The organism is Bacillus cereus group sp. MYBK245-2 (assembly GCF_051916145.1).
GTDB lineage: Bacteria > Bacillota > Bacilli > Bacillales > Bacillaceae_G > Bacillus_A > Bacillus_A pacificus.
This window is the reverse complement of the sequence record NZ_JBQAGB010000005.1, coordinates 119,869-136,456: the sequence shown is the minus strand read 5'-3', so window position 1 is coordinate 136,456 and position 16,588 is coordinate 119,869. Positions and strand designations below refer to the sequence as shown.

Here is a 16,588-nt window from a genome sequence, read left to right as displayed (position 1 = left end):
AGGCACTATGCTAACTTTTGAAGAAAAATTATCGATCATTGAATCTTTCCCAGAATTAGAAAGAAAAAACGTATCATTAAAACGTGTGAACTTTCACTTTGAAGAAAGTCGTTTAGATAAAAAGAACGTTGTTTATCACTTACATCCAAATGGAAACGGATTTGTATATGCAAGTGGTATTAAAGGTTACAAAACGGATGATAAAGGTATGGTTAACATCCGCGAATTTTCAGCAGATGAATTACGCTCAGTAATCGAGCAATCAATTGAATTACTTTCACAAGAAGAAGTAGTAATTCCTGCAGAACCTGCGAAAGAAGAAGAATGGCATAACGAAGACGGTCATATCCTTACTCTTATCTCAGAGGACGATATGTGGAACGTGTACGCTGGTGTAAATTTAGACGGTACATTCAACTCTTATCCAGAAGCTGCGGAATACCTTGATGAAGAAGGATTTTCACGTAAATAATATAAAAAACGGAGACTTATCGTCTCCGCTTTTTTATATACATCTGTTCCCAAACTAAAAACATAAGAACTTAATGCTCTCACATCCATTAATTTTTTTGGCGTCTAAACATGATCGCTCCCAAAATTAATGCGAACATACCTGCAAGAATAGAAGTAGATTCCACTGCCGCTCCACCTGTTTGAGGAAGTAATTTTGATTGCTTATTACTTTCTTTACTAGATGGTACTTCTGATTTGTTTTGTACTTCTACTTTATTTTGAGACTCTGGTTTGTTCGGTATTTCTAGTTTCTCTTCTGTCACCTTTAGCTCTTCCGGTTTTTCTTCTTTTATCTCTTCTGTTGTTCCTTCTTCAACTTGTTCTTCTTCTGGTTTTACATGAATTTCCGGTTTCTCCGTAACTTCTGGCTTCTCTAACTCTTTCGGCTCTTCTGTCACTTTCGGTTCTTCCGGTTTTTCTTCTTTTATCTCTTCTGTTGTTTCTTCTTCAACTTGTTCTTCTTCTGGTTTTACATGAATTTCCGGTTTCTCCGTAACTTCCGGCTTCTCTAGCTCTTTCGGCTCTTCTGTTACTTTTGGTTCTTCCGGTTTTTCTTCTTTTATTTCTTCTGTTGTTTCTTCTTCAACTTGTTCTTCTTCTGGTTTTACATGAATTTCCGGTTTCTCCGTAACTTCTGGCTTCTCTAGCTCTTTCGGCTCTTCTGTTACTTTTGGTTCTTCCGGTTTTTCTTCTTTTATTTCTTCTGTCGTTTCTTCTTCAACTTGTTCTTCTTCTGGTTTTACATGAATTTCCGGTTTCTCCGTAACTTCCGGCTTCTCTAGCTCTTTCGGCTCTTCTGTTACTTTCGGTTCTTCCGGTTTTTCTTCTTTTATTTCTTCTGTTGTTCCTTCTTCAACTTGCTCTTCTACTTCTGTTACTTCGTGGATTTTTATATTTGTAATATCATATCCGTTAACTTTCGATTGATATCCTAATACTGGTTGTTCTTTCACTTCATACGTATAAGCTTTACCAGCATTATCAACTGCTGGTAACTTTCCAAACTCATATTTCCAATCATTTGCTGCCGTAACTTCTTTCGTTGCAATGACTTTACCATTTTGCAGTAAATCTACTTTAATCATTTTTGGGCGATCATTTACTTTATCGCCTTCCCACGTTTTCGTTCCTGCAACAGATGTAGTTTTTAACTTATTTGGCACCATAAGTTTTATTCCATTTGTAGCATCCGTCTTAATTGTGAAAGGGATTTTCGCTTGTGAATCAAACTCTACATAGTTCGGAGCAGATATTTCTTGTACGTAATAATTACCTGGAGTAAGGTTTGGTGCTTCAACTATTCCATCTTGATTTGTTGTATAGGAATCACCAATTTGCTGACCTGACTCTGTAAACAATTTAAAAGAAACACCTGGAATAAGCTTATTCTCGTCTCCTTCAATATGTTTAACAATCTGCAACGTTCCTTTCGCAGGTAAAACCCCTTCAGCCCCGCCGCCAAATGATATATTTTCAACCTTTACACTATTAGATTCAGAAATCGGTTTCTCATATAAAATTTGATAATCAAGCTTGTAGTCATTCTGTAGATGTTTCAACTTTTTCCCACTATCAGTAATCGTTGATGTATAGAAAATGGTAAACGACGTAGCGTTCGCCATATGTCTATAAATTACTACTTCAAATGAGTTATCACTAGTAAGCTTAATGTATCCTAGTAAGCTTAATGTATCCATAACCTCGGTCTTGAAATTGTTTAAGAGATAAATACTCTTTATTATTGATAGTAATGGTAAAGCTATCTTTATTTAGCGTTTGTCCTTCTTGTAACGTATCTTTTAAAACGATGTTGTCATGTAAATATTGTTTCTTTAAATTTATATTTAAAAACCAACGCACTTCATTACTTTTGTCCGGCTGAATATCACCAGACTTATAGAAAAAGATCCCTGGTTCTGTACCCTCTCCTTTTGGATGCGTAATACTTACCATTTGTTTTTCTAAATCTGTCCCTAAATTCGTTTGTACATCTTTCGTCTTTCCGGCTTCAACATTCGTACCTTGAACAGTGAAATTAAAGTTCCCTCTAATATTTTCAAGCTGTTCTACCGTATCATTAAATGTACAAACTACATTATTTGCATTAATCTGGCACGTACCAAAAATACGCCCTGAATCATCCTTTAATGGAATTGTGCCACTATAACCTTTTAATTCTGGCGGAAGTGCTAACGTTAATGTATCCCCAGACTTCATCTTCTTTCCAGGTTTTTCACTAAAGTTTACATGTATCGTAGTCTTTTCTCCATAATTTAATTTCGTCTTTTCAAATGAAAAACTATCCACAAATCCTGTCGTATTTAATTCTTGAGCATGCCCTATGATAGGCATAAAAATTTGTCCAATAAGAACCGTAAAAATAAAACAAATCACAGATATTCTTTTTAAATATGTACTCATAAAACCTCCAATATTAATTGTTAATCCTTTTTGCCGTGAGATCCATTCCACCCAAAATACCCCTTAAACTAAGGGGGTACGGACTAAAGATTATTTGCAGCATCAAACCATCGTTAGTTCTAAAACATAAAGTAATAAACAGCACAATTCATTAACTTATATTGCGTTATTTTTACTTTTTTCGGGCAGCCAACAATAAATACTAGTCCCAATAAAAATACATTACAAGACTGTTCATTTACATATTAATTTGTTACTATATTCATGCTACCAAAATATACTAAATGACCATTTTATTCATCAGGTCATCTGATGACTGAATTTCTTTATCCTTTACCGATAATTCTCCTTCATAGTTTCCTTCCACTCTAACTAAAATTATTATTTCAACATCTATAAAAATCACCTAATTAATTTACTAAACCCTTATTCAAAGCGCAATATACAACGTTTTTAATCAAAGTACAATGCCACAAAAAGTATTTTAACATAATAACAAAAAAGAATTTGACTAGAAGATAAATACCATTTTTTTAATCGTTTTTTAAAAAATAAAGCTACCTTTTCGTAGTAGAAAAGATAGCTTTATCTGTATAGACGACTGCTCTACTTCCTATTGTTTTGCGCCTTTCAACGACTCTCTCAGGACAAATTTTTGTAATTTTCCACTCGCATTACGAGGAAGTTCATCCACAAATAAATAATGACGTGGACGTTTATAATCTGCTAATTCATCACTTTCTTTACAATACGTTTCTAAATCAGCTTCTGTAATTGTTTCATCTTTCTTCACAACAACTGCCACAACACGTTCTCCCCATAATTCATCCGGCTCACCAAGCACGGCAACATCTAATATACCAGGATGACTATGAAGGAAATCTTCAATTTCACGTGGATAAATATTAACGCCGCCACTAATCACCATATCATCCACGCGATCTGCGACGAATAAATAGCCGTCTTTATCGAAGTAACCTAAATCACCAGAGTGATACCACCCTTTATACATCGATTTTGCATTTGCCTCTTCTCGGTTATGATAACCAGCCATCATAGTTGGACCACGTAAAATAATCTCCCCTACTTCATAAGGAGGCAATACCTCATCTGGTTCTGCTGGTACATCTTCATTCGGTTTCACAATTCGAATTTCATGACTAAAGCACGGTGTTCCTGCTGAACCTGCTTTCGTAATTTGATCCCCTTCTACGAGAAACGCAACAACAGGTCCCATTTCTGTCATTCCATAAATTTGTACAAGATCAATATAAAGACGTTCTTTACATTCCTTCACTAACGCTGGAGCCATCGCAGCCCCGCCATATATACCAATCTTCATCGAAGTTAAATCGTACTTCGTTAAATCTTTTTGCAACAGCATATTCCACATCGTCGGCGCTGCAAAAAACGTCGTAATCTTCTCTTCTTGAATTGTATGTAATACTGTTTCTGTGTCAAAATGATGTAAAATAACATTCTTTCCACCAACTTGAATGCGCGGTATAATTCCAGCATTCAACTCACCGCAATGATATAACGGCGCTACAACAAGCCCAATACTATCTCGATTATATTTTAGGAAATACGTACAAATCATACTATGCTCAGCCATTTCGCGATGACGATGTAATACACCTTTCGGATGACCTGTCGTACCGCTCGTATACAGCATAGAACAATAATCCATTTCACCTATTTCAATATCTACTTTTTGGGAAGATGCTTCATTTACTTTTTCATGGTAGGAGCTAGCATAAGAAGGTGTATCGTCTTCTACATACCAAAAAGACGAATTCGGAAAATCTCGTTCAATGATAGCCACGGTTGGCTCAACTGCTTTTTCAAAAACAACTACTTTCGAGGATGCGTCCTGGAGAATATAAGATACTTCTTTTGCTTTTAAGCGGAAATTGATCGGGTTAAAGATCGCTCCAATTTTTGCACAGGCTAAGTAAACGTTTACAAATTCACGGCAATTATATAAGTAAACAGATACCGTATCGCCCTTTCTTACCCCTTCTTCTAATAGAGCATGCGCCGTTTTATTTATTTGCTCATCCCACTGTTTATACGTCCAGCGAATATTTTTTTCTGGTTCCACTAATGCCTCTTTATTCGGATACTTACCAACAGATAAATCGAAAATTCTCCCTATCGTCATGTACATGCCAACAATTTCCCCCTTTTCTCTTTCATAAATCTATCATTTCGTCCATAAGTAGACATTGTCCTTTAATGATTTGACTAATTTTTCTGATTATTATCGACATTGTTTTACAAACAGTTCCGCTTTTGGCGGTAAGTGAAATTATATCGGCGATTTTCCGGATATATCGACGCAACTTGAATTATATCGGCGATTTTCAAAATATATCAGCGCAACTTGAATTATATCAGCGATTTTTCAAATATATCGACTTACCGACAAAAACTGACAATATAAAAAAGAGGTTATTCCGACTCGGAATAACCTCTTTCTTTTTATGCAAATAGCTCTTCTAAAATTTTCAGTTTATCTTCTGTATATTTTACGAAGCCATCGTTATATGATTTTGGATCTTTCGGATTCGCAAAGTGCGTAATTGCTCCCGTTTTCGGATGAACAAATTTACTTGATGCACCACAACCAAGTCCGATAATTGATTGTACTTCTTCCATAATGACAATGTTGTAAATACTTTCTTGCGTCGGCATTGCATAACCAACGTTCTCTAAATTACCTAAAATATTCTTTTGACGATATAGGTAATATGGTACGTAATTATGCTTTTGCGTCCACTCTTCTGCTTCGTGCATCATCGCTGTAATTTCTTCGCGACCTGCTACTTTATATTTACGTTTGTTTTGCGTCATTTCAGAAGCACGTTTAAATGATAACGTATGAACTGTTAATGATTCTGGCATTAACTTTTCTGTTTCATCTAACGTGTGCTTGAAAATATCTAACCCTTCACCAGGAAGACCAATAATTAAATCCATATTAATATTGTTCATTCCCATTTCACGAGCTAAATGATACTTCTCAATTGTTTCTTCTACAGTATGATGACGTCCAATTGCTTTTAATGTTTCTTGGTGGTATGACTGCGGATTAATACTAATACGGTCAATGTTCCATTTATTTAACACTTCTAGCTTCGCTGGCGTAATTGTATCTGGGCGACCTGCCTCAACTGTTACTTCACGCACATTTTTCACATCTGGGAACGCTTCATACATTTCTTCATACAGCATATCCATCTCTTCTGCTGTAATACTTGTCGGTGTACCGCCGCCGTAATAAATCGTCGTAACTTTTACACCTTTTTCTTTTAAAAACTTACCAATTTCACGAACTTCATAATGTAAACCACCTAAGAATGAATCAACAGAGCCTTGGCGTCCGTTAATTGCATACGCCGGGAATGTACAATATGCACATTTTGTTGGGCAGAATGGAATACCGATATAAATACTTACTTCCTCTTTCAAACGATATAAATCCGGAACTACCGCTAATTGGCAATCAACGATACGTTGAAGAAGTTCAATTTTCTCTTCATGAATTAAATAACTTTCACGAAGTTCTTGGTGTGCTTCTTCTTTTGACATACCATTTTGAAGCATTTTATGAAGAAGTTTCGTTGGACGAACTCCCGTTAAAATACCCCAGCTTTGTTCCATACCAGTTAACTGCTGAAGAACAGAAAGATATACATAAGAAACAACGTGCTTCACTTGCTTCATACGCTCTTTTTCATCTGTAAAAGCAGATAAATCTTTTGCGAATGTTTCTTCATACACATTTCCAGTCGCAACATCTGTTAAACGAGCTGATGCTTTCACATTCTCTTCAATGTGTATATCAACGATAAGATTTGCTTCTTCTTGTTCAAATCCAATCGTACTATCTTCAAAAAATAAGCCGCCAATATTTTGTAGCGGACGTAAAAAACGATCATCTTGTAACGTTTTAATTGAAATTAACAACATTATCACCTTTTCATTTGCAAACTCTCTTTAGTTTACTTGAAGGGCGTTTGCAGGTCAATACAGAAGGTTTTACCTTATTTTCATATCCTATTTAAAACAAACTGAATATTGATTTTTAATGAACTTTCTCTAGTTGTATAGACATTAGAATATACTCTTGTTACAATCTAGAACGTATTAGTACTTGCTACTAATTTAAATACATATAAAGGAGGACTCTTAACACGACATAAAGACTATCACGTGTTAAAACAACTATGAAAAAAAAGTTTTACAATATTTTAGCACTATCTTTAGCATTACAAACATTTGTAACACCTACCCATTCATTCGCGGAAAGCATAGAGAAAACTGCGGAATTGTCTACGGATGAGCAAGCTTTAAAAAGCATTGAAGAACATGCAAAACAGCATAGACATGACGAAGAAAACGACCTTGAAATCTCAGGTGAATATCTTCTCCACTTATCAACAAAACTTCCACTATACGATTCAAATGACTTAAAAACGAAAACAAATATTGAAATTACTGAACCAGTAGTAAAGGCAACAAAGAAAAAAAACAATGCCTATTACGTACAAACTACATCTGGTGCTGGCTGGGTTAATAAGGGAAATAATAGTTTAGAAGTACAAGAGATTCATAAACTCTCAAATCAAAAACTAATTGTAACAGAAGAAGCATCATTATATTCCTTCCCTTTCCAATCGTTTAAAGAAGAAACGAAATTACAGCCACAAACAGTAACTCCTACTGAACAAGCTGGGAATTGGTTTAACATTCAAATGAACGGAACTGAGAAATGGATTTATGCTCCTTCAGCTACATTCGACGGTACGAAAGCATCATTATTTGAAAAAACAAGTGCTGTCGAAAAGAGAAGCGCAACTTTCTTCAAAACACCATCTCATTTACCTACAAATAACGTTTATGGTGTTACATTTAAAGAAATGATTGTTCCAAAAGGGAATGAAAATATTCGTCCTGGCTACGCAATGGAACCGAAATATATTACAATTCATGAAACTGCTAATACAAGTAAAGGTGCGAACGCTTTAAACCATGCGAAGTACTTAGATAATCAAGCTCGCGGAAATACTGATCGTTCAGCGTCTTGGCATTTTACAGTAGATGACAAAGAAATTTATCAACATCTTCCGCTAAATGAAGTTGGGTGGCATGCCGGAAATAAAACTGGAAACTATGAATCTATCGGAATTGAAATTGCTGTGAATAGTGATGGAAATTATACGAAAGCGGTAGAAAATGCGCGCAAGTTAGCTGCTTTTTTAATGAATGAATTAAACATATCTCTAGATCACGTTCAAAAGCATCAATTTTGGAGCGGAAAAAACTGCCCTGCATTTATGATTCAGCGCGGACAATGGGATGCTTTCTTAAAGGGCACGAACGCTTACTATAATGAACATCGTAAAGATGTTATGCCGCCGCCAGAAGTCCCTCATGAAAAAGACGACATTACAGGTGGTTGGTATGAACAAGACATTCGTCAATTAGCTGCTAGAAAAATCATGTTCGGTGACGGCAATGGTTCTTACTGGCCAAACCGCCTCGTGACACGAGCTGAGTTTGCAAATTTAATGTCGCGAGCTTTAAATTTACCTGCTGGAAACGCTAAATTTACAGACTTAAACGAAGCCCACCCATCTTTAGTAGACGGAATTAACCGTGCTGCTAGCGCAGGTATCATTAGTGGCCGTGGGAATAATAAATTTGATCCAACCGCTACAATAAAGCGTGATGAAGCTGTTATTATGATTGACCGTGCATTAGAATATAACTGGATTTATAGAAAAGAAGTGAAATTACCATTCACTGACCAAGATTTAGCATACGATAAAAAGGCATTACAAAATGTTTACGCATACGGAATCGTAAAAGGTAACGAACGAAATGAATTCGTACCAAAAGGCACAGCAACACGTGCTGAAGCAGCCGCATTTTTAAATCGAATGCTTAAGGTTATTGAAGCTTAAACAACAAAACTAAAAGGCATAAGAGATAACATTTCTCTTATGCCTTTTATAAAACTATTAACTATTTTTAATCATAAATCTAAGACGTATTCCTAATAAAACAAGAGCAAAACCAATGAATGGTAGATAATTCATATCATGTCCTGTAGCTGGAAGTTGTGCATGAGACGCACCTTGTCCTTTTTCTGGTAAGGTAGGTTTTTCTTTATCTACGTTTTCCATTCCTTCACTTGGTGTTCCTGTCTCTCCACCTGGATTCTCTGTTTCTTCACCTGATGTTCCTGTCTCTTCACCTGACTTCTCTGTTTCTTCACCTGATGTTCCTGTCTCTTCGCCTGGCTTTTCTGTTTCCTCACCTGGCTTTTCTGTTTCTTCACCTGGTTTCTCTGTTTCTTCGCCTGGTGTTTCTGTTTCTCCACCTGGATTCTCTGGACCTTTGCTTGTTTCTTTTTCATTTGTAATTTGAAGTTTTACTACTTCAATTTTTTGATTAGAAATCGTAAATTCAATTTCCTTATCAGATAACTCATAACCTTCTGGCGCTTGAACTTCTTTTAAAATATAATCTCCTGGCTCTAGTTCTTTCGAAGTTGCTTTACCATTTTTATCTGTTGTTAATGTGTCTATTTTTGTTCCATCTTTCAAAATTTCAAACACTGCGCCTGCTAATTTTTTATTTGTATCAGTAGCATCTACCTTTGTAATTTCTACTTGACCTTTAATTTTTTCTTTCACTTTTTCATTTAATACTTCTTGCTTTATTACTGTATTTGCAACAACATTTACTTCTACCGTCACTTCTAACGCTTTATAACCTTCCGGTGCTTTCGTTTCTTCTAACGTATACTTTCCTGGCACTAAGTTTTCGAATTTCACAACACCGTCTTTATTCGTTGTTTTCGTTTCTCCAACTACTTGACCAGTTTCATTTTTCAGCTTAAATTCTGCACCCTCTAGAACTTTTCCGCTCTCTGCATCCTTTTTGATTACTTGTAAGCTTCCTAGTTCTTTTGCATTTTCTACTTGTACTTGCACTACTTTGTTTGCTTCCACAACGACTTCAATTTCTTCTTTCAGCAATTTATACCCTTGTGGTGCTTTCGTTTCTTTTAATGTGTATGTTCCTGGTTCTAATTTCTGAGAGATTACTTTACCTGTTTTATCTGTTCGTAATGTCTCTACTTTTTTACCATCTTTATACACTTCGAATTCTGCGTCTGATAATACTTTCGCTTTATCTTCTGCATCTACTTTTACGATTTCGAATTGACCAAGACTCTTACTATTCGTTACTTTTACATCAACAATTTTTTCACCGTCAACTGTTACATGAATTACTTGTTTTGTTAACTCATAACCTTCTGGCGCTTTTGTTTCTTCTAACGTATATTCACCAGGCACTAGTCCATCTACTTTAACAATTCCAGACTTATCTGTTGTAATTCCTTCTTTTACAACATTCCCTTGCGCATCTTTCAATGTGAATTCTGCGCCCGATAAACGTTTCGCTTGATCTTTATCATCCGTCTTAATAATTTGTAGAGAACCTAAGATTCTTTCGTTTTCCGCCTCTACTTTTACTACTTCTTTCTCGTTTTGTATTGTTACTTTCCATTCTTTATTTGAAAGCTTGTAACCTTCTGGTGCTTTCGTTTCTTTCACTGTATATTCACCTAATGGTAATTTTGGTGACATCACTTTTCCACTCTCATCTGTTTTCAGTTCCGCTACCTTTTTACCATCTTTATATACTGTAAATTCTGCATCTGATAATACTTTCGCTTTATCATTCGCATCTACTTTTATAATCTCAAATTGACCTGTTACTTTTTCATTCATAACTTCTTGTTTTACTACTTCATTTGCTACTACGTTTACTTCGACTGTTACTTCTACTGCTTTATAACCTTCTGGCGCTTTCGTTTCTTCTAACGTATACTTTCCTGGCACTAAGTTTTCGAATTTCACAACACCGTCTTTATTCGTTGTTTTCGTTTCTCCAACTACTTGACCAGTTTCATTTTTTAGCTTAAATTCTGCACCTTCTAGAACCTTTCCACTCTCTGCATCCTTTTTGATTACTTGTAAGCTTCCTAGTTCTTTTGCGTTTTCTACTTGTACTTCTACTACTTTGTTTGCTTCCACAACGACTTCAATTTCTTCTTTTAACAACTTATATCCTTGCGGTGCTTTCGTTTCTTTTAATGTGTATGTTCCTGGTTCTAATTTCTGAGAGATTACTTTACCAGTTTTATCTGTTCGTAACGTCTCTACTTTTTTACCATCTTTGTACACTTCAAATTCTGCATCTGATAATACTTTCGCTTTATCTTCTGCATCTACTTTTACGATTTCAAATTGACCTGTTAACTTTTCGTTCATAACTTCTTGTTTTACTACTTCATTCGCTACTACGTTTACTTCGACTGTTACTTCGACTGCTTTGTAGCCTTCTGGCGCTTTCGTTTCTTCTAACGTATATTTTCCTGGCACTAAGTTTTCGAATTTCACAACGCCGTCTTTATTCGTTGTTTTCGTTTCCCCAACTACTTGACCATTTTCGTTCTTTAGTCTAAATTCTGCGTCTGATAGAACTTTTCCACTCTCTGCATCCTTTTTGATTACTTGTAAGCTTCCTAGTTCTTTTGCATTTTCTACTTGTACTTGCACTACTTTGTTTGCTTCCACAACGACTTCAATTTCTTCTTTTAACAACTTATATCCTTGTGGTGCTTTCGTTTCTTTTAATGTGTACTTTCCTGGCTCTAATTTCTGAGAGATTACTTTACCTGTTTTATCTGTTCGTAATGTCTCTACTTTTTTACCATCTTTGTACACTTCAAATTCTGCATCTGATAATACTTTCGCTTTATCTTCTGCATCTACTTTTACGATTTCAAATTGACCTGTAGCTTTTTCAACAATTTTTTTATTCAACACATCTACAGTAACTGTTTTATTAGCAGCTACATCAACATGAACTAAACTAGATGATAGTTCGTAACCTTTTGGTGCTTCAACTTCTTTTAATGTATATGTTCCAACTGGAAGTTGTTTTGATAAAGCTTCACCTTTACCATCTGTAATAATTGTTTCGACAACGTTCCCATCTTTATCTATAACATCAAATTTTGCACCTGGTAAAAGTTGACCAGATTCACTATCTTTTTTCAATAATTTAAATTGGCCAGTCTCTACTTTTTTTGTATTCTTCATAACAAATTCAATTATGTTTGTATTATCAATTGTTACTTTTTTTGGTGTATCAACTTTTATATATCCTTCTGGTGCACTAATTTCTTTTACAAAATAATCACCAAATGGTAAATCTTTAACTTCCGCAATACCCTTTTCGTTTGTTGTAACAGTAGCCACAACATTATTATCTTTGTCTATAACATCAAATTTTGCGTCTTTTAAAACAATGTTTTCATCGTTTTCATCAACTTTTTTAATCTGTAAATTTCCTTTTTCAGCTGCCGGCTTTTTCCACTTTGGCCAGTTAAATTTAAAATTATGAACCTCAAATCCATCTCTTTGGTGTAATCCACCAACAAAGGCTTGTCCGTTAATAGATCCACCCTTTGTCTCTACAACTGCATTAGGCGCAAATACACTTCCTACTACACCATATCCTTTAGTTGTTATCTTTTTAGCATTAGGGAACACCCAAATGACTTTACTAGCTAACTCAGTAAAAAAGGAATTAGGGTCATATGCTTGAGATGTATTAACTAATGTGAACCCGCCCTTATCTGTTGTATCATACAAGATTGCGCCGCCACCAAAATTCACTTCTTCTGCATCTGAATAAATAACAATAAAATCTTTGTTACTTACATTTGGAAGATAAACATCCTTTACATTGAATGGTTCTTGTCCTTCTAATCCTGAAGAAACGTAAATATTAGGATTATTTACATCTTCACCGATTCCAAAGGTCATACCCGACTTTGGTTTATCAGTATGTAATTGGCCCGCATCCTCAATTACACCATCAACGTCTTTTCTAAATTCTTTAAACTTAGCATCAATCTCTGCTTGCTCTTTATAAGAGATACGGTCATATGATGATTTCATTGCACCTTCTGGGTCACCATCTTTTGTCATAGCCACTGTTCCATCTTGGATAATTACTTGTCCTGTCCCCGCCTTCGTAAATTGACCACCTAGTAATAATGACGGATATCCTTCATCTACCCATGTCGCTCCAGCTAAATTATTCGCTCCCGTTGCAGCCGCTACGACTGTATAACTTGATGCATTCATATTTTTTTGAACAGCCATCGCACCCTCAATATCCGCACTCGTTGCACTATGATCTCCAAAAATGATTGCATTGTAATAAGATACATCACCTAAACCTTTTAATTCTGTTGTAGCTGCTTCTGCTTTATACGGTAAATGGATTAAAAAATTCATACATACTAGTAATACAACTATAAAACTACTACTTAATTTTTTTATTTTTTGATTAAATGATTTCCTCAAGAAATTCATTCCCCCTTTTAAACTTCCTAAAACCAAACAAAAAGCATCTTTCATATGTACCCAGCCTTACTCACAATCACCTAAAATCATCCATTTAAATAAAAACAAGAAACTCTACAACTGCTTAATAAAATTACTACAATTCATTTTTGAAATAATACGTAAACGAAACTATCATGCGGAAGTATTTTTTACATATGGAGCTCAACAAAATTAACCTGGAGAATATTTCACATGGTGTAACTATTTTGGCAACATCATTCACTCTACAATAGTTTTACAGAGTATTCAAGTGAATTGTATAGATTTCATACACAATTCACAATCTAAAACGTTTTCATTCCTTTTAATACGTTCAACAAAAAAACGTAGCCAAAAGCTACGTTTTTCCTTTATCGTTTCGGCGTATTTTTATGATTCTTCAAAAACGGAAGCGGGAATTGCTTACGGAAATGCTCTTTAATCATATACTCTACGCCGTTCTCACTATTTGAACGTGTAATCCAGTCGGCCGCTTGTTTTACCTCTACAGGCGCGTTCCCCATCGCTACCCCGAGACCCACATTTTCAATAACCTCTAAATCTTCCATGCTATCTCCAATGGCAACCATTTCGTTTAGCGAAATATTTAAATGCTCTCCAAGCAATTGTAATCCACGTAATTTTGATACATTTTGTGGCAAAATTTCTATTCGTTTTGAATCACACTCAACATACTCTACATCTTGAAACGCTTTTCTTAATGTATTCAGTCCTCTTTCTTTTTCACCTTTCGTTTGGAAAAGAACATCAATTTTTGGCGCCGCGACTGGATGATCACGAAGCGCATCACCTAACGAATCTACAAATTGAACTGGATAAAATAACGGATCAGCACTTGATAACACAGTACGCGCAATTAAGTTTGGTGTATTTCTCTCACGATTTCCGATTGAAAACCGTTCATGAGAAATGCGGACGTTACAATCAAAGTGCTCTAACACTTGCACAATGTTAAACGTCTTCTCTTCTGATAATCTTCTTTGAACGTACGGTTTATCTAACGTTGCTGAAACGAAAGCACCGCCATGTGTCACTAATATAGAATCTAATTTTAACGCCTTTGCTACTTTATGAGCGGACTGAAAATTCCGGCTCGTAAATAATGTAACGTATACGTCTTTTCTTTTCACAAAGTCAATTGTTTCTCGTAGCCCTTTTGCAATTTTTCCGTTGTTGTATAGTAGTGTCCCATCTATGTTAAGAGCTAGTAAGCGATAAATCATGTCGCACTCCCCCTCTTCGCTGTTGTACTCTATCCATAATTTATGAAATAAATGTAGCAAATAGAACGAGTTAGAATTTCTACTGAAAATTTGGTTTACTATATACATATACACTCAGTAAAGGAGATAGTACAATGCAGGCACCTCCTTCCTTTTATGAAGGCGATACGTTAGAAGTCGCAAAAAAATTACTCGGACAGAAACTTGTTCATATTGTAGACGGAATAAAGCGAAGTGGAATCATTGTTGAAGTAGAAGCATACAAAGGTCCCGATGATAAAGCAGCACATAGTTACGGAGGTAGACGAACGGACCGTACAGAAGTCATGTTTGGTGCACCGGGACATGCTTACGTATATTTAATTTATGGTATGTATCATTGTTTTAACGTCATTACAGCGCCAGTTGGTACCCCACAAGGAGTGCTCATTCGAGCCCTGGAACCGGTAGACGGGATTGAAGAAATAAAACTAGCGCGCTACAACAAAACCGACATTACAAAGGCGCAGTATAAAAATTTAACGAACGGACCTGGCAAACTATGCCGTGCACTCGGAATTACTTTAGAAGAACGAGGCGTCTCATTACAAAGTGACACATTACATATTGAACTCGTCCGAGAAGAAGAACACATATCATCACAATATAAAATAACAGCAGGTCCTCGTATTAATATCGACTATGCAGAAGAAGCTGTACATTATCCGTGGCGTTTTTATTATGAGGGACATCGGTTTGTTTCAAAGAAATAAACATATGTAAAGGGAGAGACTATGAGGGGTAAACCTGAACTAAAAATAGAATTAGAAAAAGTATATAAAACGAAGAAAAATCTAAATGGAATGTTTGTAGCAAGAATACTACAAATTCCAAAAGAAGAAGATAAACTAGACTTTGTTCTTATTTTGCAAAATAGAAAAACGAAAAATATTACTTATAACAAAGTTTTAGTAACAACAGACAACGATTATTATTCTTTCCGACTAGCTCGTGGGAATATTAAATGGCCCTCCTTATATACTGTTACCGTATGGGATGGACTTGGGCATCAATTAGTAGAAGTATCAGCCTTAACTGGTAAAGAGAACTATTCTATTTCTGATGAGCATTGTTCCACATATCGGGAGTAACCCAAAATAAAAGAGAAGCCGAATCGGCTTCTCTTTTTACTCCGCACCTTCCGCAGTCGCAATATTATCCTCTAAGTTTTCTCTTGATAATTCAGCCGCCATAAAGTCAGCTGTTTCTGGAAGTGCTAAATGCATATGAGCTTTTTGACAAATTTGGATTGTACAGTTTTCAACAACATAGTCGAAAACATGTCCGCCTCCGCTTCTTTCATCATCAATGTAATGTAAATGGAATCCAGCTACACCAATACCTTGCGCATAATCTGGCGTCCAAAATCCAGCAAGCGTACCTTCTGTATTTTCAAATGAGAAGATTGGTTGTGATTTCGTCACTTCAACGAGCGGTGTATACGGTTTTTCTTGTTTTGGAACAGTTCTCGTTCTTACTTCGCGGAACATACCATCCATTCGAATACCGTAAAATAAGTTTTTACTCGGCATTAATTCATGTAATAATGCTTCCACTTCTTCTCGATTCATCGGACGCTCTATCGTATAACTCATTTCTTTTTCAAAAAACGTTACAGTCGCAAACGGTGTTGTTTCTTCTGGCTCTACTTTTTCTGCTGAACCGTCTGAACGTAAATGATAAAATTCGTTATCAAACGCAATCATTTCACCATCTAATTGATCAAATGTGCCGATACCGAAATCACCATGTTCTTTTAGTTCCTCAAAGCTAATCACACCATCATATATACCATCTAATAGCGCAAGCATTGTAGATGTTTGATATACTTCGTTACTCATTTTCGTTCTTTTTGCATCAATATCAATTAATTGCGCAACCGTCATC

The 16,588-nt window shown here is 35.7% G+C and carries 11 protein-coding genes; 4 read left to right on the top strand and 7 right to left on the bottom strand.

Translation table 11 applies throughout. From position 1 onward, the window contains the following. Positions 1-7 precede the first annotated feature (7 nt). On the top strand, positions 8-472 hold the full coding sequence (locus tag ACTFRN_RS11275; protein WP_000955014.1) for a hypothetical protein: 465 nt from the start codon (positions 8-10) through the stop codon (positions 470-472). Positions 473-560: 88 nt separating this feature from the next. Here the strand turns inward: ACTFRN_RS11275 and ACTFRN_RS11270 are convergent, their stop codons facing one another. The 4 genes from ACTFRN_RS11270 to ACTFRN_RS11255 form a co-directional block, all read right to left on the bottom strand. Continuing rightward, positions 561-2,210, bottom strand: a complete 1,650-nt coding sequence (locus tag ACTFRN_RS11270; protein ID WP_440038101.1) for a Cna B-type domain-containing protein — start codon at positions 2,208-2,210, stop codon at positions 561-563. After that, complete coding sequence (locus ACTFRN_RS11265) at positions 2,179-2,985, bottom strand: Ig-like domain-containing protein (protein WP_258959477.1); 807 nt, start codon at positions 2,983-2,985, stop codon at positions 2,179-2,181. Before ACTFRN_RS11265 ends, ACTFRN_RS11270 begins: the two co-directional genes overlap by 32 nt. Positions 2,986-3,547: 562 nt before the next feature. Further along, on the bottom strand, positions 3,548-5,104 hold the full coding sequence (locus ACTFRN_RS11260) for a fatty acid--CoA ligase (protein WP_088106512.1): 1,557 nt from the start codon (positions 5,102-5,104) through the stop codon (positions 3,548-3,550). Positions 5,105-5,418: 314 nt separating this feature from the next. Beyond that, positions 5,419-6,909: a coproporphyrinogen III oxidase gene (locus ACTFRN_RS11255; protein WP_029141065.1), complete on the bottom strand. Its 1,491-nt coding sequence runs from the start codon at positions 6,907-6,909 to the stop codon at positions 5,419-5,421. Between the two features lie 257 nt (positions 6,910-7,166). On the opposite strand from ACTFRN_RS11255, the gene ACTFRN_RS11250 reads away from it, so the two are divergent. Continuing rightward, entirely contained in the window at positions 7,167-8,906 is a 1,740-nt protein-coding gene (locus ACTFRN_RS11250; RefSeq protein ID WP_000726519.1) for an S-layer homology domain-containing protein, read from the top strand. Between the two features lie 57 nt (positions 8,907-8,963). Here the strand turns inward: ACTFRN_RS11250 and ACTFRN_RS11245 are convergent, their stop codons facing one another. Both ACTFRN_RS11245 and ACTFRN_RS11240 read right to left on the bottom strand, forming a co-directional pair. Next, the gene (locus ACTFRN_RS11245; protein WP_176359599.1) at positions 8,964-13,397 is read right to left on the bottom strand and encodes a SpaA isopeptide-forming pilin-related protein; all 4,434 of its coding nucleotides are present in this window, start codon (positions 13,395-13,397) and stop codon (positions 8,964-8,966) included. A 392-nt stretch (positions 13,398-13,789) separates the two neighbouring features. Then, on the bottom strand, positions 13,790-14,662 hold the full coding sequence (locus tag ACTFRN_RS11240) for a Cof-type HAD-IIB family hydrolase (protein WP_000640395.1): 873 nt from the start codon (positions 14,660-14,662) through the stop codon (positions 13,790-13,792). Between the two features lie 134 nt (positions 14,663-14,796). On the opposite strand from ACTFRN_RS11240, the gene ACTFRN_RS11235 reads away from it, so the two are divergent. Next, complete coding sequence (locus tag ACTFRN_RS11235) at positions 14,797-15,414, top strand: DNA-3-methyladenine glycosylase (RefSeq protein ID WP_001148790.1); 618 nt, start codon at positions 14,797-14,799, stop codon at positions 15,412-15,414. Positions 15,415-15,435: 21 nt separating this feature from the next. Then, the gene (locus tag ACTFRN_RS11230) at positions 15,436-15,792 is read left to right on the top strand and encodes a hypothetical protein (protein ID WP_074567643.1); all 357 of its coding nucleotides are present in this window, start codon (positions 15,436-15,438) and stop codon (positions 15,790-15,792) included. 36 nt (positions 15,793-15,828) lie between these two features. On the opposite strand, the gene alsD is transcribed toward ACTFRN_RS11230, so the two are convergent. Next, positions 15,829-16,587, bottom strand: coding sequence for an alpha-acetolactate decarboxylase (gene alsD / locus ACTFRN_RS11225; protein WP_000215033.1), 759 nt, complete (start codon positions 16,585-16,587; stop codon positions 15,829-15,831). Between the last annotated feature and the right edge of the window lies 1 nt (position 16,588).

What these genes read in the sequence shown, in the direction of transcription:
- ACTFRN_RS11275 (WP_000955014.1), top strand. Translation starts at nt 8, where the DNA reads ATGCTAACTTTTGAAGAAAAATTATCGATCATTGAATCTTTCCCAGAA.
- ACTFRN_RS11270 (WP_440038101.1), bottom strand. Translation starts at nt 2,210, where the DNA reads ATGGATACATTAAGCTTACTAGGATACATTAAGCTTACTAGTGATAAC.
- ACTFRN_RS11260 (WP_088106512.1), bottom strand. Translation starts at nt 5,104, where the DNA reads ATGTACATGACGATAGGGAGAATTTTCGATTTATCTGTTGGTAAGTAT.
- ACTFRN_RS11255 (WP_029141065.1), bottom strand. Translation starts at nt 6,909, where the DNA reads ATGTTGTTAATTTCAATTAAAACGTTACAAGATGATCGTTTTTTACGT.
- ACTFRN_RS11250 (WP_000726519.1), top strand. Translation starts at nt 7,167, where the DNA reads ATGAAAAAAAAGTTTTACAATATTTTAGCACTATCTTTAGCATTACAA.
- ACTFRN_RS11240 (WP_000640395.1), bottom strand. Translation starts at nt 14,662, where the DNA reads ATGATTTATCGCTTACTAGCTCTTAACATAGATGGGACACTACTATAC.
- ACTFRN_RS11235 (WP_001148790.1), top strand. Translation starts at nt 14,797, where the DNA reads ATGCAGGCACCTCCTTCCTTTTATGAAGGCGATACGTTAGAAGTCGCA.
- ACTFRN_RS11230 (WP_074567643.1), top strand. Translation starts at nt 15,436, where the DNA reads ATGAGGGGTAAACCTGAACTAAAAATAGAATTAGAAAAAGTATATAAA.
- alsD (WP_000215033.1), bottom strand. Translation starts at nt 16,587, where the DNA reads ATGACGGTTGCGCAATTAATTGATATTGATGCAAAAAGAACGAAAATG.